At 33.7% G+C, this 23,373-nt stretch carries 20 protein-coding genes; all 20 read left to right on the top strand.

The window, feature by feature from the left end; all coding sequences use genetic code 11:
• Positions 1-181: 181 nt before the first annotated feature.
• The 20 genes from CAB05_RS03875 (at position 182) to cotE (ending at position 23,236) form a co-directional block, all read left to right on the top strand.
• The gene (locus CAB05_RS03875) at positions 182-1,705 is read left to right on the top strand and encodes an ABC transporter ATP-binding protein (RefSeq protein ID WP_087998490.1); all 1,524 of its coding nucleotides are present in this window, start codon (positions 182-184) and stop codon (positions 1,703-1,705) included.
• Positions 1,702-2,781, top strand: a complete 1,080-nt coding sequence (locus tag CAB05_RS03870; protein ID WP_087998489.1) for an ABC transporter permease — start codon at positions 1,702-1,704, stop codon at positions 2,779-2,781. The genes CAB05_RS03875 and CAB05_RS03870 overlap by 4 nt, the downstream gene beginning before the upstream one ends.
• Before the next feature lie 4 nt (positions 2,782-2,785).
• On the top strand, positions 2,786-3,733 hold the full coding sequence (locus CAB05_RS03865; protein ID WP_087998488.1) for an ABC transporter permease: 948 nt from the start codon (positions 2,786-2,788) through the stop codon (positions 3,731-3,733).
• A 281-nt stretch (positions 3,734-4,014) separates the two neighbouring features.
• Entirely contained in the window at positions 4,015-5,292 is a 1,278-nt protein-coding gene (gene yfmF, locus CAB05_RS03860) for an EF-P 5-aminopentanol modification-associated protein YfmF (protein ID WP_087998487.1), read from the top strand.
• Complete coding sequence (gene yfmH / locus CAB05_RS03855; RefSeq protein WP_087998486.1) at positions 5,292-6,575, top strand: EF-P 5-aminopentanol modification-associated protein YfmH; 1,284 nt, start codon at positions 5,292-5,294, stop codon at positions 6,573-6,575. The genes yfmF and yfmH overlap by 1 nt, the downstream gene beginning before the upstream one ends.
• Positions 6,576-6,764: 189 nt before the next feature.
• Positions 6,765-7,499, top strand: coding sequence for an elongation factor P 5-aminopentanone reductase (gene ymfI, locus CAB05_RS03850; RefSeq protein ID WP_087998485.1), 735 nt, complete (start codon positions 6,765-6,767; stop codon positions 7,497-7,499).
• A gap of 112 nt (positions 7,500-7,611) precedes the next feature.
• Positions 7,612-8,400: a DUF3388 domain-containing protein gene (locus tag CAB05_RS03845; protein ID WP_087998484.1), complete on the top strand. Its 789-nt coding sequence runs from the start codon at positions 7,612-7,614 to the stop codon at positions 8,398-8,400.
• Positions 8,401-8,420: 20 nt separating this feature from the next.
• Entirely contained in the window at positions 8,421-9,338 is a 918-nt protein-coding gene (locus CAB05_RS03840; protein WP_087998483.1) for a helix-turn-helix domain-containing protein, read from the top strand.
• A 74-nt stretch (positions 9,339-9,412) separates the two neighbouring features.
• Entirely contained in the window at positions 9,413-9,991 is a 579-nt protein-coding gene (pgsA, locus tag CAB05_RS03835; RefSeq protein WP_087998482.1) for a CDP-diacylglycerol--glycerol-3-phosphate 3-phosphatidyltransferase, read from the top strand.
• A 24-nt stretch (positions 9,992-10,015) separates the two neighbouring features.
• Positions 10,016-11,266, top strand: coding sequence for a competence/damage-inducible protein A (locus CAB05_RS03830; protein ID WP_087998481.1), 1,251 nt, complete (start codon positions 10,016-10,018; stop codon positions 11,264-11,266).
• A gap of 255 nt (positions 11,267-11,521) precedes the next feature.
• Positions 11,522-12,562, top strand: coding sequence for a recombinase RecA (gene recA, locus CAB05_RS03825; protein WP_087998480.1), 1,041 nt, complete (start codon positions 11,522-11,524; stop codon positions 12,560-12,562).
• Positions 12,563-13,092: 530 nt separating this feature from the next.
• Positions 13,093-14,661, top strand: coding sequence for a ribonuclease Y (gene rny, locus CAB05_RS03820; RefSeq protein WP_087998479.1), 1,569 nt, complete (start codon positions 13,093-13,095; stop codon positions 14,659-14,661).
• Positions 14,662-14,852: 191 nt separating this feature from the next.
• Entirely contained in the window at positions 14,853-15,650 is a 798-nt protein-coding gene (locus CAB05_RS03815; protein WP_087998478.1) for a TIGR00282 family metallophosphoesterase, read from the top strand.
• A gap of 122 nt (positions 15,651-15,772) precedes the next feature.
• On the top strand, positions 15,773-16,033 hold the full coding sequence (spoVS, locus tag CAB05_RS03810; RefSeq protein WP_044893696.1) for a stage V sporulation protein SpoVS: 261 nt from the start codon (positions 15,773-15,775) through the stop codon (positions 16,031-16,033).
• A 128-nt stretch (positions 16,034-16,161) separates the two neighbouring features.
• Positions 16,162-17,088: a dipeptidase gene (locus tag CAB05_RS03805; RefSeq protein WP_087998477.1), complete on the top strand. Its 927-nt coding sequence runs from the start codon at positions 16,162-16,164 to the stop codon at positions 17,086-17,088.
• Between the two features lie 230 nt (positions 17,089-17,318).
• Positions 17,319-19,076 (top strand): 2-oxoacid:acceptor oxidoreductase subunit alpha, encoded by a 1,758-nt coding sequence (locus tag CAB05_RS03800; RefSeq protein WP_087998476.1) that lies wholly within the window; start codon positions 17,319-17,321, stop codon positions 19,074-19,076.
• On the top strand, positions 19,063-19,929 hold the full coding sequence (locus tag CAB05_RS03795) for a 2-oxoacid:ferredoxin oxidoreductase subunit beta (protein ID WP_087998475.1): 867 nt from the start codon (positions 19,063-19,065) through the stop codon (positions 19,927-19,929). The genes CAB05_RS03800 and CAB05_RS03795 overlap by 14 nt, the downstream gene beginning before the upstream one ends.
• Before the next feature lie 336 nt (positions 19,930-20,265).
• Positions 20,266-21,807 (top strand): tRNA (N6-isopentenyl adenosine(37)-C2)-methylthiotransferase MiaB, encoded by a 1,542-nt coding sequence (gene miaB, locus CAB05_RS03790; protein WP_087998474.1) that lies wholly within the window; start codon positions 20,266-20,268, stop codon positions 21,805-21,807.
• A complete protein-coding gene (locus tag CAB05_RS03785; protein WP_087998473.1) occupies positions 21,807-22,256 on the top strand; it encodes a YlbF/YmcA family competence regulator in 450 nt (149 codons plus the stop codon). Before miaB ends, CAB05_RS03785 begins: the two co-directional genes overlap by 1 nt.
• Positions 22,257-22,696: 440 nt before the next feature.
• A complete protein-coding gene (cotE, locus tag CAB05_RS03780) occupies positions 22,697-23,236 on the top strand; it encodes an outer spore coat protein CotE (protein WP_087998472.1) in 540 nt (179 codons plus the stop codon).
• The last annotated feature ends 137 nt before the right edge of the window (positions 23,237-23,373 follow it).

Here is a 23,373-nt window from a genome sequence, read left to right as displayed (position 1 = left end):
GAACATCATGCCTTAATCAAATGTAAGCACTTAATATGGTAAAGTTTACTTTTGATTAGGGCATGAGTAGTGGGTGAGTGAGAGACCCTCCCTAAAAAATATAAAATAGGTAAATATTTCGAACTCAAATAAAAACGTATTTGTGAATAAATGATTTCGTAATATAAAAAGGAGGAAAATTATGGAATATGTAGTGGAAATGTTAAATATAACAAAAGAATTTCCTGGAATTATAGCGAATGACAATATTACACTACGATTAAAAAAAGGTGAAGTTCACGCTCTATTAGGAGAAAATGGAGCTGGAAAATCAACTTTAATGTCCGTCCTTTTTGGTATGTATACTCCTGAAAAAGGTACGATCAAAGTAAGAGGGAAAGAAGTTAAAATCGCTAACCCGAATGTTGCAAATGAACTTGGAATCGGAATGGTTCATCAGCATTTTAAACTTGTTGCAAACTTTACAGTGACTGAAAATATTATTTTAGGTCTTGAACCAAAAAAAGGTCTAGTCGTTGATATTAAAACTGCAGCTAAACGTATTGAAGAATTATCTAAAACTTACGGTTTAAACGTAGACCCGTATGCGAAAATTGAAGACATTTCTGTTGGAATGCAACAAAGGGTAGAAATTCTGAAAACGTTATATCGTAATGCAGAAGTTTTAATCTTAGACGAACCAACAGCTGTACTTACGCCTCAAGAAATTCAAGAATTAATGAACATCATTAAAAATTTAATTAATGAAGGCAAATCAATCATTATCATTACACATAAATTAAAAGAAATTAAGGCTGTTGCTGATCAATGTACTGTTATTCGTCACGGTAAATATATCGGTACTGTAGATGTTAAACAAACTTCTGAGTCTGAAATGGCATCTATGATGGTCGGACGTCAGGTATCTTTTAAAGTTGATAAACAAGCTGCAACTCCTGGTGAAGTTGTACTAGATGTAAATAACTTAAGTGTTAAAAATAATAAAAAAGTACTAGGTCTTAAAAATGCTTCACTTCAAGTACGTGCAGGTGAAATTGTTGGTATTGCTGGAGTAGAAGGCAATGGCCAATCAGAACTTGTAGAAGCAATTACTGGTTTAAGACCGATTGAAGAAGGAACGATTCTTCTAAAAGGACAAGATATTACAAAGAATAGTATCCGTGAAAGAATTCATAATGGTATTGCGCATATCCCAGAAGATAGACAAAAAAGAGGTCTTGTTTTGGAATATACGATTGAAGAAAATGTTGTTTTAGAAATTTATAATCAAGAGCCATACTCTAAATTTGGTATTTTAGATAAAGCTGCAATTGCAAAACATGCAAAGAAAATTATTGAAGAGTTTGATGTTCGTTCAGGTGAAGGAGCTAAAACAGTTGTAGAATCAATGTCTGGTGGTAATCAGCAAAAAGCAATTATTGGCCGTGAAATTGAGCTACAACCAGAATTATTAATTGCATGTCAACCAACTCGTGGATTAGATGTAGGTTCAATCGAGTACATTCATAAAAGATTAATTGAACAAAGAGATAGTGGAAAAGCTGTTCTACTAATTTCTTTAGAGCTTGATGAAGTCTTAAATCTTTCTGACCGTATTGCAATCGTAAATGGTGGGGAAATTATTGACATTGTAGATGCAAAAGATACGAATGAAGATGAATTAGGACTTATGATGGCAGGTATAAAGAGGGGTGAAGGGGCATGAAAAAGGACGGAATCATTTCTTTAATTGCCATTTTATTAGGGTTAATTGCTGGAGCAATTCTAATTGCAGCGACTGGTAATGATCCAATTGAAGGATTTACGTATTTATTCCAAGGTGGTTTACAGAATTCTGAACGTATCGGTAATACATTAGCTACAGCTACACCATTAATTTTAGCAGGTCTTTCTGTTGCATTCGCATTTAGAACTGGTCTATTCAATATCGGTGCTGCTGGACAAATGTTATTTGGTGGATTTTGTGCAACTGCTATTGGATTGACACTTGATTTACCATCAATCGTTATTGTTCCTTTAATGGTTATCGTTGGATTTTTAGCAGGTGCTTTATGGGCATTTATCCCAGGGCTTTTAAAAGCTAAATTTAATGTTCATGAAGTTGTTTCTACAATCATGATGAACTGGATTGCTTATTGGACAATTTACTATTTAGTTCCTCAGTATTTTAAAGGAAATACTGAAACTGAATCAAAAAATCTTCCAGATAGTGCTACATTAAAAATGCACTGGTTATCTGATATATTCGGTGGATCATATATAAACTTTGGTCTATTTCTTGCAGCTATCATGGTAATTGTTATTGCATTTATCATTAATCGTACGGTACTAGGTTATGAATTAAAAGCAGTAGGTTATAATCGTAGTGCTGCAGAATACGCAGGTATTTCTGTAAATCGTAACGTAATCTTATCAATGATGATTTCAGGTGGATTAGCAGGACTTGCAGGGGTTGTTCAATTTGCAGGTAATGCCTCAACAATCCAAATTGGTATATTACCATCTGTAGGTTTTGATGGAATTGCTGTTGCTTTATTAGGTATGAACACACCAATCGGTGTTTTCTTCTCAGCAATTTTCTTTGGTCTTTTATACTCTGGTAAAGGTTTTATGAGTGCAATGACTGCAATTCCACCAGAGATTGCTGATGTTATTATTGCAATCATTATTTATTTCGCTGCGACTAGTGTCTTAATTAAAAAGGTAACGGATTACTTCGGTAAGAAACGTAAGTATAAAAAAGAAGCAGTTGAAAGCAATGTTGGAGAGAAGGTGAAATAAGGCAATGGATACTATCATACAAATTTTCCCATATGCGATTGCCTATACGATTCCTTTATTAATCGTAGCGTTAGGTGGACTATTTTCTGAACGAAGCGGTGTTGTAAATATCGGATTAGAAGGTCTTATGGTTGTTGGTGGCTTTGCAAGTGCATTAACAATTTCAAAATTACAAGAAACAAACCCAGGTGAAGCTTGGGTAATCTGGGTAGGTCTTTTAGTTGCAGTTATTGCTGGTGCCTTATTCTCATTATTACATGCATTTGCTAGTATTAATTTAAATGCAGACCAAGTTATCAGTGGGATTGCAATCAATATGATTGCAGGTGCATTAACAATATTCTTAGCTAGAAATTTAACTGGATCAGGTAATATTCGTGTGAACGGGTTGGATCGTGGAGATGTTTCATTCTTAAGTGATATTCCTATAATCGGTGACCTATTCTTTAAAAATGCTTACGCAACAACATGGTTAGTATTACTTATTTTAATTGTTAGTACTTTTGTTATTTATAAAACAAGATTTGGTTTACGTTTACGTGCTTGTGGTGAATATCCTCAAGCAGCAGATGCAGCTGGTATTAATGTTTATCGCATTCGTTATTTAGGCGTTATCATTTCTGGTGCATTTTCAGGCTTAGGGGGAGCAATCATTTTAGTAACATATTCTGGTGAGTTTACTGGAAGTGTTGCTGGATTAGGTTTCCTTGCAATCGCCGCATTAATTTTTGGTCAGTGGAAGCCATTAGGAATTCTTGCAGCAACATTATTCTTTGGAGTTGCAACAACAGTTGCAAACGTTTCGCAAGTAATTCCAAGCTTGGCACAAATTCCACCATTAGCATTAAAGTTATTCCCATACGTAGTAACACTTATTGCGTTAGTTATTTTCTCTAAATCATCTCAAGCACCAAAATCTGTTGGTGTTGCTTATGAAAAAGGGAAACGTTAATACAATATATTCTCGGGGAAGCTTCCTGTCAGCAGGAAGCTTCTTTTTTTGTAAGTAAATTTTCGAGGATAACATATGTAGTTTTCATTTCTAAGTTAATCCGTATAAATTCACTCTAACTCGGACTAAAATGGATAGTCATTCGCCAGGAACCAATACTTTAATTTTAGAAATTTGGGTAAACTAAGCTGTAGGTTTTATTTTTGGTAAAATTAGAGATACAATGAAGATATTGGAAATAAGTATAAATATACACTTTTAAGACTAAGGAGGGTTTTTAAGTGAATTTGCTACAGTATAGAAACAGTGAAATAAATGGGATTAAGCTACATGTCATCACTACAGAAAAATTTAAAACAAATTCGATCACATTAAAAGTTCGAGGAAAGCTTGAAGAAGATACAATTTCTTACAGAGGTATCTTACCTTATGTTTTACAAAGTGGAACTCAGGATTTTCCTACAAATGGTGAAATTCGTAGAAAGCTTGAAGAATTATATGGAGCAACGTTTTTTGTAGATGTCTCAAAAAAAGGTGACTCGCATGTCATGTCTTTTTCCATTGATATTGCAAATGAAAAATACCTTTCAAATCAAAGTGCACTATTAAATGAAGCAATTGCTCTTATATCCTCAATCTGGCAAAATCCTTATTTGGAAAATGGAAGCTTTTCTTCAAAGCATCTTGAAACTCAAAAGCGTAGTCAAATCCAGCGCATTCAATCAATTAATGATGATAAGCTTAAATATGCAAATCAGCGTCTAGTTGAAGAAATGTTTAAAAATGATCCGTATGCTTTACTAGCGAATGGTAAAACAGAGGCCGTTAAATCAATTACGGCAGAAGGGCTTTATCAATATTATCAAACATCATTACAACAGGATTTAATTGATTTATATATCGTTGGGGATGTTTCATTCGAACAATGCCAAGCGCTTGTTGAGGAAAACTTCAAAAATACAAGTGTTGAACAAAAAGGTTTCGATACGGTTAAAGCTAGTTCAATTGAATCTCCTCAAGAAGTTATCGAAGAGCAAAAATTAAATCAAGCAAAATTACATATCGGATATACAACAGATGTTTCAATTCAAGATCCAGAATATTTTGCACTGCAAGTATTTAACGGATTATTTGGTGGATATTCGCACTCAAAGCTATTTATCAATGTTCGTGAAAAAAATAGTTTAGCTTATTATGCAGCATCACGATTTGAAAGCCATAAGTCGATTCTAATGGTGATGTCAGGTATTGCAAATGAAAATTACGAAAAAGCAACGACGATTATTGCCGAGCAACTCGAGGAAATGCGAAAAGGTAATTTTACAGAGGAAGAAATTGCACAAACAAAATTAGTCATTAAAAATAGTCTTTTAGAAGGTATGGATACTGCTTATGGAATTATCGAAACGCTATTTAATGACCACGCAGGCGGTAATGAGCGTGCAATAGAAGAATGGATACCAGCAATTGAAAAAGTTACAAAAGAGGAAATTATTCAAGTTGCAAATAAAATCAAACTTCATACAACATACTTCTTAAAAGGTCAGGAGGGAGCATAATGGAAAAGCAATATTTTGAACAACTAAATGAAACACTTTATTTTGAGGAGATGGACAATGGATTAAAAGTCTATATTCTCCCAAAACAAGGGTACAACAAAACTTATGCTACCTTTACGACCAAGTATGGTTCAATTGATTCTGAATTTATCCCTCTTGGAAAAGATGAGAAGTTAGTTGTTCCAGACGGAATTGCTCATTTTTTAGAGCATAAGCTTTTCGAGAAAAAAGATGGAGACGTATTCCAAGTTTTTAGTAAACAAGGAGCATCTTCTAATGCATTTACAAGCTTTACAAGAACTGCATATTTATTTTCAGCAACGAATAATGTTGACCAAAATTTAATTACCTTATTAGACTTTGTGCAAGATCCATATTTCTCCGACCAAAGCGTAGAAAAAGAAAAAGGCATTATTGGTCAGGAAATCAAAATGTACGAAGATAATCCAGACTGGAGACAATACTTTGGAATGATTGCGTCTCTATACGGAAAGCATCCAGTTAGAACAGACATAGCTGGAACTGTAGAATCTATTTCTAACATTACGAAAGAATTATTATATACTTGCTATGAAACGTTCTACCATCCAAGTAATATGCTGTTTTTCGTCGTAGGACCTGTTGATCCTGAAAAAACAATGACACTTATTAAAGAAAATCAAAACAAAAAAACATTTAAAGATGCAAATGAAATAAAAAGGTTCTTCCCGGAAGAAACAGCAAGTTCAGCAGAAAAGAAGAAAGTGTTACATATGAATGTTCAATCATCCAAAGTTTTAGTCGGTGTAAAGGATTTTAATGCACCGAAAAAAGGCCCAGAATTATTGAAACATGAGCTGACTGTTTCTTTATTACTCGATTATTTATTTGGAAAAGGATCAAATACGTATCAAGAAATGTACGAAGAAGGCCTAATAGATGACACATTCTCATATGATTACTCGGCAGAGAATGGATTTGCATTTGCGATTATCGGTGGAGACTCAACTTCACCAGAAAAACTATCAGCAAAAATCAAAGAAGTCCTATTAGACACAAATTCACTTCAATGGGAAAAAGAAATCGTAGATCGAGTTGTGAAAAAGAAAATAGGTGGATTTTTACGTTCACTGAATTCACCAGAATATATCGCAAATCAATTTACAAGATATGCATTCTTAGATATGAATTTATTTGACATCGTAAGTGTGCTACAATCTATTACAGTAGAGGACTTAAAATCAAGTGTTAGTCATTTAATAAATGAAGACTATATGAGTGAATTCTTCGTACTTCCTCATTAAACTAGAAGGCATCCTTTATAGGATGCCTTTTATTTGAAAAGCGGAAGGCGTTCGCTTTGCTCCGACAAGCACTAGCCGAGTTTTAATCTTTGGATTTGGCTAAAAACGAGCTTTTGGCAGGAAAACTCCAAGTTCATCTGTCCCTATCAGTATTCAATTTATAGAAGTCTTACAATTGGAGAAAATAAAATGAGAAAAAGAATTTTGGTTGTTGGAGCAAGTGGAGATATAGGACTAGCGATATCTCAAAAATGTATTGAAGAAAATTACGATTTGATTGCACATTACAATCGGAATGATCAAAGTGTCAAAAAGTTACTAGAACTAGCAAAAGAGAATGAAGTTGATTGTCAAATAGTCCAAGCAGATTTATCAAATGAATTAGGTGTTAATGATTTGCTATCAAAAATAGATAATCACTCTAAAATAGATTCAATAATTTATGCGTCTGGACAATCTATTTTTGGATTAATTACGGATGCTAGCGATGATGAAATTGATAAAATGATGCAATTACATATTAAAAGCTTGATTAAACTAGTAAATCATTTTATACCAGAAATGGTTTCAAAAAAAACTGGTAGTATTGTTGTTATTTCTTCTATTTGGGGCCAAATTGGTGCATCATGTGAAGTTTTATATTCTACTACAAAAGGTGCTCAAAATGCTTATGTAATGGCATTAGCAAAAGAGCTAGGACCAAGTGGGATTCGTGTAAATGCTGTTGCACCTGGTGCTGTAAAAACGAATATGTTACACACGTTTAGTGAGGAAGAATTACAAAGTATTGCAGAGGAAATTCCATTAAATAGATTAGCCATTCCAAACGAAATAGCCAATACCGTTGCATTTCTTATTTCCGAACAATCTTCCTATATAACTGGTCAGATTCTAGGAGTAAATGGAGGATGGCACACTTCCTAGTAAATTTAAGTCTTGAAAGTTTGCTAATTCACATATTTTACCTTTTCTATTAAGGTAAAATCGTTTATTATAAAAGGTAGAGTAAAAGTAGTTATAATGAGGGGGTATAAGTATGCAGTTAGTTGAATGGTACTTTGAGTATGAAATACATAAGAATCGCCCTGGACTACTTGGAGATATTGCTTCACTTATTGGTATGTTAGGGATTAATATATTAACGATTAACGGTGTTGCTACGATGAAACGTGGAATGCTACTTGGTTGTGATAATGATGATCAAATTACTAGATTTGAATCAATTTTAAATACAATGGACAATATAACAATAATTAAACTAAGAAAACCGACACTTAGAGATCGTTTAGCAGTTAGGCATGGTACATATATTCAACGCGATGAAGATGATAAAAAAACATTTAGATTCGTTCGCAATGACCTGGGTATGTTAGTTGATTTTATGGCTGAGTTATTTAAGATGCCAGGACATAAGCTAATTGGAATTAGAGGAATGCCTCGTGTTGGAAAAACTGAATCAATAGTAGCGGCAAGCGTTTGTGCAAATAAGCGATGGTTATTCGTATCTTCAACGCTAATAAAGCAAACTTTAAGAAGTCAATTAATAGAAGATGAGTATAATTCTGAAAATGTATTTATTATAGATGGAATACTTTCTCATAGAAGAGCAAATGAGCAACATTGGCAATTGGTTCGTGAAATCATGGCGATGCCTTCTGTAAAAGTAGTAGAACATCCTGACGTATTTGTACAACAGACTGAATACTCATTAGAAGATTTTGATTACATAATAGAACTAAGAAATGATGAAAACGAAGAAATTAAATATGAACTAGTAGACCAAAATAAAGATGGACACAACTCGTTCTCAATGTTTGATTTTTAAAGTTAGTTGGGGTGTAAATTGTGACAGAATTAGGAAAAATATTACGAGAAGCTAGAGAAGCTAAAGGTTTATCGATCGATGATGTGCAAGAATTAACAAAGATACAAAAACGCTATTTAGAAGCGATTGAAGAAGGTAACTATGAAATATTACCTGGACAGTTTTATGTACGTGCTTTTATACGTCAATATGCAGAAACAGTAAATGTTGATGTCTCGAATTTCTTAGTGGAAAAACCGACAGTAGAAGACACTGAAGAAGGTTCAAGTCACGTAGAAGAAGTTAAACATGAGGAAATACCTACACGTTCTTCGAAGCTTAAAGAACCATTAGGTGTGAATGTGAAGTCATCACGCGTAATGGATTATTTACCAAAAATATTAATTGCCCTTCTTATTATTGGTATTTGTATTCTAATTTACGTGATGTTCCCAACGAAAGATAACGATAACAATTCTGCAAATACAAACCAATCTAATGCAAATTCAGAAATTGAAAAACCTGAAAATAATGCTTTAGATGAAACAAATAAAGATGATGAAGCAACAAACGAAGAAACGAAAGATGATGTTACTCAGGATGAAGAAAATCAAACTGAAGAAACAACACAAAAAATCACAGTAGATTCTGCTGAAGGTAAATATACAACTGTATCATTAACTGGAACTGATGTATTTAAACTAGAAGTAATTGGCGCTACTGGTGATGTGTATTTAGGTATTAAAAATAAAGCTGGATCGTCTCTGTTTGCAGGTATGATCAATAAATCTAAAAATCAAACTTTTGATTTTACTGATGAAGAAGAAGTAACATTAAATATTGGTGCAACACAGGCTGTTGAATTAAGAATCAATGATGAAGTATTTGAGTTTCCTGTTAGTCCATCGGAATCAGTACACCAATATATTACGATCAAAAATTTAAAAATGAATCAATAGTCATCTTCAAGATGGCTTTTATTCATTTCCAATAAATTAGCTTCATTTTTTAGAAAGTTTTGGAGGTTTTTACCATGAATTTACCAAATAAGATTACAGTATCAAGGGTATGCTTAATACCACTATTTATGATTGTTGTGTTAATTGACTTCGGATGGGGGAATGTTACTTTACTAGGTGACTCCATACCAGTTAATCATCTCGTAGGGGCGGCTATCTTTATTCTAGCATCCGTTACTGATTTTATAGATGGTCATTTTGCACGTAAGTATAACTTAGTAACAAACTTTGGGAAGTTTTTAGACCCTCTTGCAGACAAGTTACTAGTTTCTTCTGCTTTAATTATTTTAACGGATTTTCATTACGTACCAGCATGGATCACAATTGTGATTATTAGTAGAGAATTTGCAGTAACTGGATTAAGAATGATTTTAGCTGGATCTGGAGAAGTTCATGCGGCAGCAATGCTAGGAAAAATTAAGACATGGGCACAAATTGTTGCAATTTCTGCTTACTTCTTACATGATTTCCCATTAAACTTCTTACCGTTTTCAATTGCTGACGTATCTCTTTGGGTTGCACTATTCTATACAGTGTATTCTGGTTGGGATTACTTCTATAAAAATAGAGAAGTTCTTATTAAATCAATGTAACTTGTATTAATAGGAGGAAATGATATGAAAAAGGCTGAAATTATTGCGGTTGGAACCGAGCTTCTATTAGGTCAAATTGCGAATACCAATGCTCAATTTTTAGCTAAACACTTGTCTACACTTGGTTATCACCATCATTTCCAAACTGTTGTTGGAGACAATGCAGAACGATTGAAGCATGTATTAGATGTTGCTATAACACGCAGTGATCTTATCATATTAACAGGTGGGTTAGGTCCAACTAAAGATGATTTAACAAAAGAAGTTGTCTCTGAATTTCTAAATGAAACATTAATCATTCATGAACCTTCATTGCAATTTATCGAACAATATTTCTTAAAAGTTAACCGACCGATGACTGAGAATAATAAAAAACAAGCATTAGTTATTAATAACGCACATGTTTTAATGAATCATAATGGAATGGCTCCAGGGATGGTTTACGAAGGTGAGAATAAACAATTCGTACTGTTACCAGGTCCCCCAAAAGAAATGATTCCAATGGTAGAAAATGAGTTAATTCCTTATTTCTTAAAAGGGAAGGAAACTAACACAATTGTATCAAAAGAACTTAAGTTCTTTGGCATTGGCGAGTCTATTTTAGAGACAAAGATTATTGATTTACTTGAAAATCAATCGAACCCAACGATCGCTCCTTTAGCGAGTGAAGGTGAGGTTATGCTTAGAGTTACTGCAAGTGCCGAGGATGAAGTTGCTGCTAATAAATTGATTGAACAAGCTGAACATCAAATCCGTGAACGTGTTGGACAATTTATATATGGCTCAAATGGCGATAATTTGTTTATCGTCCTATCAAAAAAATTAAAAAAACACAATCTTTCAATATCAGCTGCTGAAAGCTTAACAGGTGGATTGTTTAGTAAAAGAATGACAGATATTCCAGGTAATTCGTCAATCTTTAAAGGAAGTATCGTTTGTTATTCAAATGAAGTGAAACAAAATCTATTAAATGTGCCAAAAGAATTACTTGAAAAAGAAGGGGCAGTGAGTATAGAATGTGCTAAGTCGTTAGTTGAAAACATTCAAAGTATCTCACGTAGTGATGTTTCAATAAGTTTTACTGGAGAAGCTGGACCAATTGCAAGTGAGGATGTACCAGTAGGTAAGGTTTATATTGGTATAAAAATTGCTGATTCTCCAGCAATTGTCAAAGAATTCCAATTTAGCGGTAGTAGAGAACAAATTAGGCTATCTAGCGTGAAAAATGGAGCAAGTCTATTAGTGAAATTAATTAATGAAAGTCAAGACTTATAAATTATAACTGCATATTTTATAATAAGAAAGCTCGGTTAAAATGCCGAGTTTTTTAATTTTCATATACTTAAATTAATAGATTTTTAGTTTTATAGGCGTTAAAATACGAAACAAGCGTTTCTATTCTGAGAAATTCTACTTTAAATACAAAAAATATCGAATAAATGTTCTATTTTTTTGTTGGCAAACGAACAAAAAACAGTTATGATAGATATATAAGATATATAAATGGATGTAATTTGAGGAGGAAAACAAATGAGTGATCGTCAAGCTGCTTTAGAAATGGCTTTAAAACAAATAGAAAAACAATTTGGTAAAGGTTCAATTATGAAGCTTGGAGAGCAAACTGATCGCCAAATTTCAACTATTTCTAGTGGATCGTTAGCACTAGATGTAGCATTAGGTGTAGGTGGATATCCAAGAGGTCGTATTATTGAAATTTATGGCCCTGAGAGTTCAGGTAAAACAACTGTAGCGCTTCATGCAATTGCAGAGGTTCAAGCTCAAGGTGGACAAGCGGCATTTATTGATGCTGAGCATGCATTAGATCCTATTTATGCTCAAAAGTTAGGCGTTAATATTGATGAATTATTATTATCTCAACCAGATACAGGGGAACAAGCACTTGAAATTGCAGAAGCATTAGTTCGAAGTGGTGCAATTGATATTATTGTTGTCGATTCAGTTGCAGCTTTAGTTCCAAAAGCTGAAATTGAAGGTGAAATGGGAGATGCTCACGTTGGTTTACAAGCTCGATTAATGTCACAAGCATTACGTAAGCTTTCTGGTGCAATCAATAAATCAAAAACAATTACAATCTTTATTAACCAAATTCGTGAAAAAGTAGGGGTAATGTTCGGAAACCCTGAAACAACACCAGGTGGACGTGCCTTAAAATTCTATTCATCTGTACGTTTAGAAGTGCGTCGTGCTGAACAATTAAAACAAGGTAATGATATTGTTGGTAACAAAACGAAAATTAAAGTTGTTAAAAATAAAGTAGCGCCTCCGTTCAGACAAGCAGAAGTGGATATTATGTACGGAGAAGGGATCTCTAAAGAAGGAGAAATCCTAGATATCGGTTCTGATTTAGATATCGTTCTTAAGAGCGGTGCTTGGTATTCATATAACGAGGAACGACTAGGACAAGGTCGTGAAAATGCTAAGCAATTCTTAAAAGAAAATAAAGATATTCGTGATACTGTTAAAGCATCTATTCGTGAGCACTATAATTTAGATAAGCCTGTAACTGTACCTGATGAAGAAGATGATCAATTTTCTTTATTAGATGAGTAAGCTTTTGTAACGATGAATTAAATTAATAATTTATCTTAATAGTTAGTCATTTAATTTAGTAAAAAGCGGGTGCTTCCAATCAGCACTCGCTTTTTTTGATAGTTTTTTGGATTTGAAATTAGATGGTGAAGTTAGTTACAACGGAAGACACTTTTTAGTAAAAGGAGTCTCGCTAATAAGATGGTTGTGATTTCATAAAATCTAGCAAATGAAAGGATAGATTTTAAATTATATTGAATAAAAAAAGACGAATATTTTTCAATATATTTTTCTTTTATAGTATAAAATTTTAAATTCTATGTATGAAATCTAGTAAAAATGTAATAAATATTGATAAATCAAGCAAGTAAGCAGGTTACAAGGCTTGACATCATTTGGTAAGAGATTTAATATTTAAGTGTATATTCTAAAAAAATATTACTTTGAAATGAAAATTGAATTTTAATGTGCTGTATGTTGATGCAATTTATTAATACAATATACCAGCCGACAAAAATGAAACTAATTAAATAGCAAGAGGAGGTGAAATCATGGGTGCACAAGAAATAATTTGGATCATCTTCGTATTGCTTGCTCTCGGAGTCGGTTACGTTGTTGGATTTTTTGTTCGTAAGTCCATTGCAGAAGCTAAAATTAATGGCGCAACTAATCATGCAAATCAAATTATTGAAGATGCTAAACGTGATTCAGAATCGATTAAAAAAGAAGCTTTATTGGAAGCAAAGGACGAAATCTTTAAAATTCGTACAGATGCAGAAAACGAAATTCGAGATCGTCGTAGTGAAATACAAAAGCAAGAAAATCGTTTGATGCAAAAAGAAGAGAATCTTGACCGTAAAGATGATGGACTTTCTAAACGTGAGTCTGTACTTGAAAGAAAAGAGGAATCTCTTGTTTTAAAACAACAGCAGGTAGAAGAACTGGAAAGCAAGATAGAGGCATTAATTGCTGCTCAGCAAGAAGAGTTAGAACGTATTTCTAGCTTAAATCGTGAAGAAGCAAGACAGTTAATTCTTTCTAAAGTCGAAAATGAGCTATCCCATGAAACAGCAATTTTAGTAAAAGAAACAGAAGCTCGCGCAAAAGAAGAAGCTGATAAGAAAGCAAAGGATATCTTATCATTAGCAATCCAGCGTTGTGCTGCAGACCATGTTGCTGAGACAACAGTATCTGTAGTAAATCTTCCAAATGATGAAATGAAAGGTCGTATTATCGGTCGTGAAGGGCGAAACATACGTACTTTAGAAACATTAACAGGTATTGATTTAATTATTGATGATACACCTGAAGCTGTTATTTTATCAGGTTTTGATCCAATTCGTCGTGAAACTGCGAGAATTGCATTAGATAAGTTAGTACAAGATGGTCGAATCCATCCTGCTAGAATTGAAGAAATGGTTGAAAAATCTAGACGTGAAGTAGATGAGTACATACGTGAAGTCGGTGAACAAACTACTTTTGAAGTTGGCGTTCATGGAATTCACCCAGACTTAATTAAAATATTAGGTCGTCTGAAATTTAGAACTAGTTATGGTCAAAATGTGTTAAAACACTCAATGGAAGTTGCAAATCTAGCGGGTCTAATGGCAGCTGAGCTTGGCGAAGATGCTAAATTAGCTAAACGCGCAGGATTACTTCATGATATTGGTAAAGCAATTGATCATGAAGTAGAAGGTAGCCACGTTGAAATCGGTGTTGAACTAGCGACTAAGTATAAAGAACATCCAGTAGTTATTAATAGTATCGCATCACATCACGGTGATACTGCTCCTACATCAATTATTGCTGTATTAGTAGCAGCTGCTGATGCATTATCTGCAGCTAGACCAGGTGCAAGAAGCGAAACATTAGAAAACTATATTCGTCGATTAGAAAAGCTTGAAGAAATTTCTGAATCGTATGAAGGTGTTGAAAAGTCATTCGCTATTCAAGCTGGCCGTGAAGTACGAATCATGGTGAAGCCGGATACGATTGATGATTTACAAGCTCATAGATTAGCAAGAGATATAAGAAAACGTATAGAAGATGAACTGGATTATCCAGGACATATCAAAGTTACGGTTATTCGTGAAACTCGCGCTGTTGAGTATGCAAAATAAAGTGGCAATAGCCACTTTATTTTCTTTTATGTGAAATAATTGGAGCTCCAACTAAACAATCTGATCTTTATCATGGATGAAAGATTTGGATTGTGCTAGTAAAGGAGCTTTTCATATTTTTGGGTAATATATAGGTAAGATATTTGTATGTTCTATAAAAAGAATATGCAAATTTGGAAGGATGTAAGAAGATGAGAATTTTGTTTATTGGTGATGTAGTAGGTTCAAATGGTAGAGATATGGTAAAGACTCATTTACAGTCTTTAAAAAGAAATTTTAGTCCTTCAGTAACGATAATAAATGGGGAAAATGCAGCACACGGTAAGGGAATTACAGAGAAAATTTATCGTGAATTTTTAGAATTAGGAGCTCAAGCAGTTACACTTGGTAACCATGCATGGGATAAAAAAGAAATATTTGAATTTATTGATAACGCAAAGTATCTTGTAAGACCTGCAAATTATCCAGAAGGAACACCAGGAAATGGTTTAGTATTTTTAAACTTCAATGATGTTGAGATTGCAGTAATAAATTTACAAGGAAGAACATTCCTACCTGCAATCGATTGCCCGTTTAAAAAGGCTGATGAGTTAATTAAAATTGCAAAGAAAAGAACAAATATCATTTTTGTTGATTTCCATGCGGAAGCTACAAGTGAGAAAATTGCAATGGGATGGTACTTAGATGGTCGTGTAACAGCGGTCGTAGGTACACATACACATGTTCAAACTGCAGATGAAAGAGTATTACCTGAGGGAACTGCATTTATAACTGATGTTGGAATGACTGGGCCATATGATGGTGTGCTTGGCGTTACTAAGGAAGCAGTCTTAAAGAAATTCTTAACGAATCTACCAGTACGCTTTGAAGTGGATGAAGGAAGAGGCCAGCTAAGTGGTGTAATCATAGAATTAGATAAGAATTCTGGAAGAGCAAAATCAATCAAACGTATCCAAATTAATGATGATCATCAAGCGTTATTATCTTAATTAAAAGAATAGTAAAAATTTTTAAAAAACTTTAAAAAATTAGCAGGAATATCTTCTTGTTATCAAGAATAGTTTTTATTGTACACAATAATAGCTTTTTTAGTAACAAGGAGGATCTAGGAATGGAAATATTAAAAGTTTCAGCAAAATCAAACCCTAATTCTGTAGCAGGAGCACTTGCAGGTGTATTAAGAGAGCGTGGCTCGGCAGAGATTCAAGCAATCGGCGCTGGTGCATTAAACCAAGCTGTGAAAGCAGTTGCAATTGCAAGAGGATTTGTAGCACCAAGCGGAGTGGATTTAATTTGTATCCCTGCATTTACAGATATTCAAATCGATGGGGAAGAGCGAACAGCGATCAAATTAATCGTTGAACCTCGTTAATAATAACAACCTGTTAGCAACATGCGAGCAGGTTGTTTTATTTTGCATTTTTATAAAAAAACATTCTCGTAACGACGAATATGATAGAATAGTGTAAAAAGTCTAATAAATCGGAAGGAAGTTACGATATGAAAATATTTGATGCACATTGTGACGTATTGATGAAACTATTAGAAAAGCCTTCAATCAATTTTCATAATGGTGAGACACTGCAAGTTTCAGTAGAAAAATTAAAACAAGGAAATAGCAAAGTACAATGCTATGCAATTTATATTCCTGAAAGTATACATAAATTAATCAAATTTGATGCAGCATTGCAATGTGTTACTCTTTTTTATGAAAAAATTGCAACTTCGGAGAATAATATTAAAGTAATTCGGACAAAAGAAGATGAGGCGACATTACAATCACATGAAATGGGTGCAATTTTAACGTTAGAAGGTTGTGACGCATTATTAGGTGATATTAATCGTTTGAAAATTCTTCACCGTCTAGGCGTACGTAGCGTCGGATTAGTGTGGAATTTTGCTAATGAAGCAGCAGATGGTATTCTTGAGGAACGAAACGGTGGACTAACGAATTTTGGAAGAAGTGTAGTTCATTACTTAAATGAGCATAATATGTGGTGTGATCTTTCTCATTGTAGTGAAGCAGCTTTTTGGGACGCATTTCATCAAGCGAAATATCCAACTGCTACACATTCAAATGCAAAATCAATTTGTAAAAACCCAAGAAACTTAAATGATGAGCAATTAAAAGCAATGTTTAGTCGAAATGCAATAGTAGGTATTAATTTTTATCCTCCATTTGTAGTAGATGAAGGTACTGCAACAATTTCTGATTTGATTAAGCATATTGATCATATGTGTGCACTTGGTGGCGAAAAATGTATCGCGATGGGCTCTGATTTTGATGGAATCGAAATTCATCCAACGAATTTAAATCACGTTGGAAAATATCAAAATCTTTCAAATGAACTCCTAAAATTTTATACTGAAGAACAAGTAAAAGGCTTTATGTACAACAATTATTCATCATATATTCATTTTAAATAACGGGTTATTTGTTCAGAATAATAAAAATATAAAAATTATAGGAATAATTTGTGCTAAAATCATTGATTTTTTTGAATATAAGGTCTAGAATTGAAAGCGAATTAACTCATATCAAAAGATATGTTTTAAATCGCTTTCATTCTTTTTATAAAAAAATGAATGATATGCAAATATGCAATATTTTAATTTTTAATTTACTACGAATGAGGGCATTCAAAGGGGTGTAGGAAATGATAGAACAACTTTCATGGAAAGTTGGAGGACAACAGGGTGAAGGTATCGAAAGTACAGGAGAAATTTTTGCAATTGCGTTAAACCGTTTAGGTTATTATTTATACGGTTACCGCCATTTCTCTTCACGTATTAAAGGTGGTCACACAAATAATAAAATTCGTGTAAGTACAACTGAAGTTCGTGCAATTTCAGATGACTTAGATATTTTAGTAGCCTTTGACCAAGAAACGATCGATGTGAACTTTTATGAATTACGCAAAGGCGGTATCGTAATCGCTGATGCTAAATTTAATCCAACAATTCCAGATTCAACGGATGTAACACTTTATTCAATTCCATTTACAGACTTAGCAACTGAACTAGGTACTTCATTAATGAAAAACATGGTTGCAGTTGGAGCATCAAGTGCAATTTTAGGTTTATCTATTGATGTATTTAGAGAAGTAGTTGATGAAATTTTCGGTAAAAAAGGTCAACAAATTGTAGAGAAAAACATTGAAGCAATCGCACGCGGAGCAGAAGAAATGAGAGAAATGCTTGGCGTTAATGTAAATAAAATGCAATTATCAAGCGCAGACGGTAAAAAACGTATGTTCTTAATCGGAAATGATGCAATCGCAATGGGTGCACTTGCTGGTGGTTCACGTTTTATGGCAGCGTATCCAATTACTCCTGCGTCTGAGATTATGGAATACTTAATTAAAAAATTACCTAAGTTCGGTGGAGCTGTTATCCAGACTGAAGATGAGATTGCTGCATGTACAATGGCGATTGGTGCAAACTACGCTGGTGTACGTACACTAACTGCATCTGCAGGTCCTGGTCTATCATTAATGATGGAAGCAATCGGTCTTTCAGGTATTACTGAAGTTCCATTAGTAATCGTTGATACACAACGTGGTGGTCCAAGTACTGGTCTTCCTACAAAACAAGAACAATCAGATTTAATGGCTATGATCTATGGTACTCACGGTGAGATTCCTAAAGTAGTAATCGCTCCAAGTACAGTAGAAGAAGCATTCTACGATATGGTGGAAGCGTTTAACGTAGCTGAAGAATATCAAGTTCCTGTTATCTTAATCACAGACTTACAGTTATCTTTAGGTAAACAAACAGTAGAACCACTTCAATTTGATAAAGTTCAAATTCGTCGCGGTAAGTTTGATTACAACATGGAGCTTCCTGTATCTGAGAATAAAGAATACTTCAAGCGTTATGAAGTGACAGAAGATGGCGTTTCTCCACGTGTAGTACCAGGTATGAAAGGTGGAATCCACCACGTAACTGGTGTTGAGCATGATGAAACTGGTAAGCCTTCTGAATCACCAATTAATCGTAATCAACAAATGGATAAACGTATGCGTAAGTTAAATAACCTACGTTTCCCTAACCCTGTATTAGTAAATGCAAAACATGAAGATGCTGATGTATTATTAGTAGGCTTCAACTCAACTCGTGGTGCTATAGAAGAAGCTATGGTACGTTTAGAGCAAGATGGTATTAAAGTTAACCATGCTCATGTACGTTTAATTCACCCATTCCCAACAGCTGAGCTTTTACCAGAACTGAAAAAAGCTAAACGTGTAATCGTTGTTGAGAACAATGCTACAGGTCAATTAACAAGCATCATTAAAATGAACTGTGGTCATGCAGAAAAGATTTCAAGCTTATTAAAATATGATGGAAATCCTTTCCTACCAAAAGAAATTTACAACACTTGTAAGGAAGGAGTTGTTCTAAATGGCAACATTTAAAGAATTTCGTAATAACGTTAAACCAAACTGGTGCCCTGGATGTGGAGATTTCTCTGTACAAGCTTCAATTCAACGTGCAGCAGCAAATGTTGGTTTAGAACCGGATAACCTTGCAGTTGTATCTGGTATCGGATGTTCTGGTCGTATCTCAGGATATATTAATTCTTACGGTTTACATGGTATTCATGGTCGTTCACTTCCAATTGCACAAGGTGTTAAAATGGCTAACCGTGATTTAACTGTTATCGCTTCTGGTGGTGACGGAGATGGATTCGCAATCGGTTTAGGTCATACAATCCATGCAATTCGTCGTAACATCGACATTACTTATATCGTAATGGATAACCAAATTTACGGATTAACAAAAGGTCAAACATCACCTCGTAGTGATGTAGGCTTCAAAACGAAGAGTACTCCACAAGGTTCGGTTGAATCAGCACTTTCTGTAATGGAAATGGCGTTAACTGCTGGTGGAACTTTCGTTGCACAAAGTTTCTCTAGTGACTTAAAAGAATTAACTTCATTAATCGAGCAAGGTATCCAACACAAAGGATTTTCTTTAATCAACGTATTTAGTCCATGTGTTACTTACAATAAAGTAAACACTTATGATTGGTTTAAAGAAAACCTAGTGAAGCTTTCTGATGTTGAAGGATATGATCCATCAAATAAAGAAATGGCTATGCAAACATTAATGCAAAATAAAGGTTTAGTAACTGGTCTTATCTACCAAAACAAAGAACAAAAATCTTACCAAGAATTAATTTCTGGTTACAGTGAAGAACCACTAGTAGAATCTGATCTACAATTAGAAAAAGATCAATTCGAAAAATTAGTTGCTGAATTTATGTAATATAAAAAACTCCTCATTTTTGAGGAGTTTTTTTGTTTTGATTATATAATGATTGAATACTGATTTCAGTTTCTTTAAATAGTATTCAACTATGATAGCTTCTATTTTGATTATATAATTTAACATTGATTTAATTTCAGAGAAAAAGAACTAAATAAATCATTATTTAATACCCACAAATGAAAGCGGTTTATAGTGAATTGTTTTTAGATAAAATTTCTATAAGATAATACTTGCTGATTAGACCTTTCTTTTTGCGTAACGTAGATTGTATATTGTAGAATAACGTTATATACTAGAGTAATGTGTAATGTTGCGATGAAAGGAGATTGTTAAATGAATGAACAACAACGCCTTCAAGGCACTAATATAAATAATTCAAAAAATCAAACTGATAAAGATTATAGTAAGTACTTTGAAAAAGTTTATCAAGCTCCTTCCTTAGCTGATGCAAAACGTCGTGGTAAGGAAGAAGTAATGTATGATAGAGGCTTTGAAATACCAGAGGAAATGAGAAATTCAGGTGCTGGTAAAAAGTTTTTAATTCGTACTTACGGATGTCAAATGAATGAGCATGATACGGAAGTTATGGCCGGAATCTTAACAACGATGGGATATGAAGTAGCAACTTCTGTGGAAGATGCAGATATTATTCTTTTAAATACTTGTGCGATTCGTGAAAATGCAGAAAACAAAGTATTTGGAGAGATTGGACACTTAAAACCACTTAAACTTCAAAGACCTGATTTATTAATTGGAATTTGTGGCTGTATGTCACAAGAGGAAGCTGTAGTAAATCGTATTCTCCAAAAACATTCTTTCATAGATATGGTTTTTGGTACTCACAATATTCATAGACTACCATTTATCATTCAAGAAGCTATGTTTAGTAAAGAAATGGTTATTGAAGTATGGTCAAAAGAAGGTGACGTAATTGAGAACCTTCCAAAAGTCCGTCGTGGCGAAATAAAAGCTTGGGTTAATATTATGTATGGTTGTGACAAGTTCTGTACGTACTGTATCGTACCTTACACGCGTGGTAAAGAGCGAAGTCGTAAACCAGAAGATATTATTAATGAAGTACGCGAACTTGCTCGTTTAGGCTACAAAGAAGTAACACTTTTAGGACAAAATGTTAATGCATATGGTAAAGACCTTGAGGATGGAAATTACGGACTTGGCCATTTAATGGATGAAATCCGTAAGATTGGTATACCTCGTGTTCGCTTTACGACAAGTCATCCTCGCGATTTTGATGATCATTTAATTGAAGTATTAGCTAAAGGTGGCAATATAATGCCACATATTCACTTACCTGTTCAATCAGGTAGTTCAGAGGTACTTAAATTAATGTCACGTAAATATGATCGTGAACATTATCTTGGTTTAGTGAAAAAGTTAAAAACTGCAATGCCAAATATCTCATTTACAACAGATATCATTGTAGGTTTTCCAAATGAAACTGATGAACAATTTGAAGAAACAATGACTTTATATGAAGAAGTAGGTTTCGATTTAGCATTCACGTTTATTTATTCACCGCGTGAAGGTACTCCAGCTGCGAAAATGATTGACAATGTACCTGAGCATGTGAAAAAAGAACGTCTACAACGTTTAAATGCTGTTGTTAATCAAAAAGCAAATGAGTTTAATAAACGATTTGAAGGTCAAATTCTTGAAGTATTAGTTGAAGGTGAAAGTAAGAAAAACCCTGATGTACTTGCAGGATATTCTCCTTACAATAAACTTGTTAATTTCAAAGGTCCAAAATCAATTGTTGGTCAAATCGTAAAAGTTAAAGTTACAAATGCTAAAACATGGTCATTAGACGGTGAATTAGTAGAAGAGTCAGTAGAAGAACCAGTAGAGGTGAGATAATGGGAAAATTTACAAAAGAAGATATCGTTGCACGTGCTAAGGAATTAGCTGTCATGATTTCTGAAACAGAAGAAGTAGACTTTTTTAAACGAGCTGAAGCTCAAATTAATGAAAGCCAAACAGTTAAAACACATATAGAACAAATTAAATCATTACAAAAACAAGCAGTAAACCTTGAACATTGGGGCAAGAAAGAAGCATTGAAAAAAGTGGAACAAGAGCTTGAAGAGCTTAATGAACAATTAGAATCAATTCCGATCGTTCAAGAATTCCAATCTTCTCAAGTAGAAGTAAATGACTTACTTCAACTAATTGCACACACAATTTCTAACGGTGTAACAGACGAAATTATTAAATCTACTGGTGGAAACTTATTAAGTGGTGAAACTGGTTCAAAAATTGCAAGCAATGCTGGCTCAAGCTGCTCAACTGATAGCTGCGGTCATTAATAAAAAGACACAACGTGCAATCTAATGAAATTGCCGTTGTGTCTTTTTTTGTTAAACTTCTTGTCCAATTACTATATTTATATTTCATATTCACTAAATTGATTGAATACACTTTGAAAAATCTCCTCTGACATTTCAAATTCATACTCTTAACGATGACTACCTAGTCGAGCTATTTTTTTTCACAGTTTTCTAGTGAATTCTTTTGAAAAATGCTTTTTAATATCTATTTAAAACATAGGTGTGATGCGGTATCATCATAATTTTTTATGATTATTTTTTAATTTCTTTAATAAACAGTCAACTTTATTGGGCACTCGTCATACAATTTATCATCACATGTTTTTTTAACTTGTATAAAAGAATTTTCATGTCATTAACACATTCCGCTAATGTCACGCATAGAATGAAATGAAAATGGAACGAGGAGGGTCACACCTATGTCTGAATACAGAGAGATCATAACGAAGGCAGTCGTAGGAAAGGGCAAGAAATACAATAGAAGCACTCATACAATCACACCAAGTCACACACCATCAAGTATACTAGGCTGCTGGGTTATTAATCATGTATATGATGCTAAAAAAGTAAAAGAAGGAGTAGAGGTATCAGGTAAATATGATATCAATATTTGGTACTCCTATAGTGACAATACGAGAACAGAGGTTGTACAAGAATCAGTAAAGTATCATGAGTTGGTGAAATTAAAGTACAGAGATGATAATTATACTGGAGAAGATTGTGAAGTAATTGCAAAGTCATTAAAACATCCAAATTGCTTAGATGCAGTTATCTCACCAAATGGCAATCGCTTTATCGTTACTGTTGAAAAAGAGGTATTAGTTGAAGTAGTAGGTGAAACAAAAGTGGTTGTTGTCGTAGCTCCAGATGGTGCATACGACGGTGAAGATTTCTATGATTTAGATGATGAGTTTGAAGATTTAGATCCAGATTTTATTTTAGATGGCGAAGAAGAATAAACAAGGCTAGGAAGGTGACACTTCCTAGCTTTTTTGTTGTTTAAAATAAAAGAAACATTTAACTTTTGCGAGTAAGTAATCAAAAAGCTTTCGTCAAAATGTGATATAATATGCAAAGAATGTTTTGATGGAGAGGA

It is taken from the genome of Gottfriedia solisilvae (genome assembly GCF_002128405.1).
GTDB classification, from domain to species: Bacteria; Bacillota; Bacilli; order Bacillales; family Bacillaceae_G; genus Gottfriedia; species Gottfriedia solisilvae.
The sequence above is the reverse complement of the archived record's forward strand: the minus strand, read 5'-3'. Positions and strand labels throughout refer to the sequence as shown.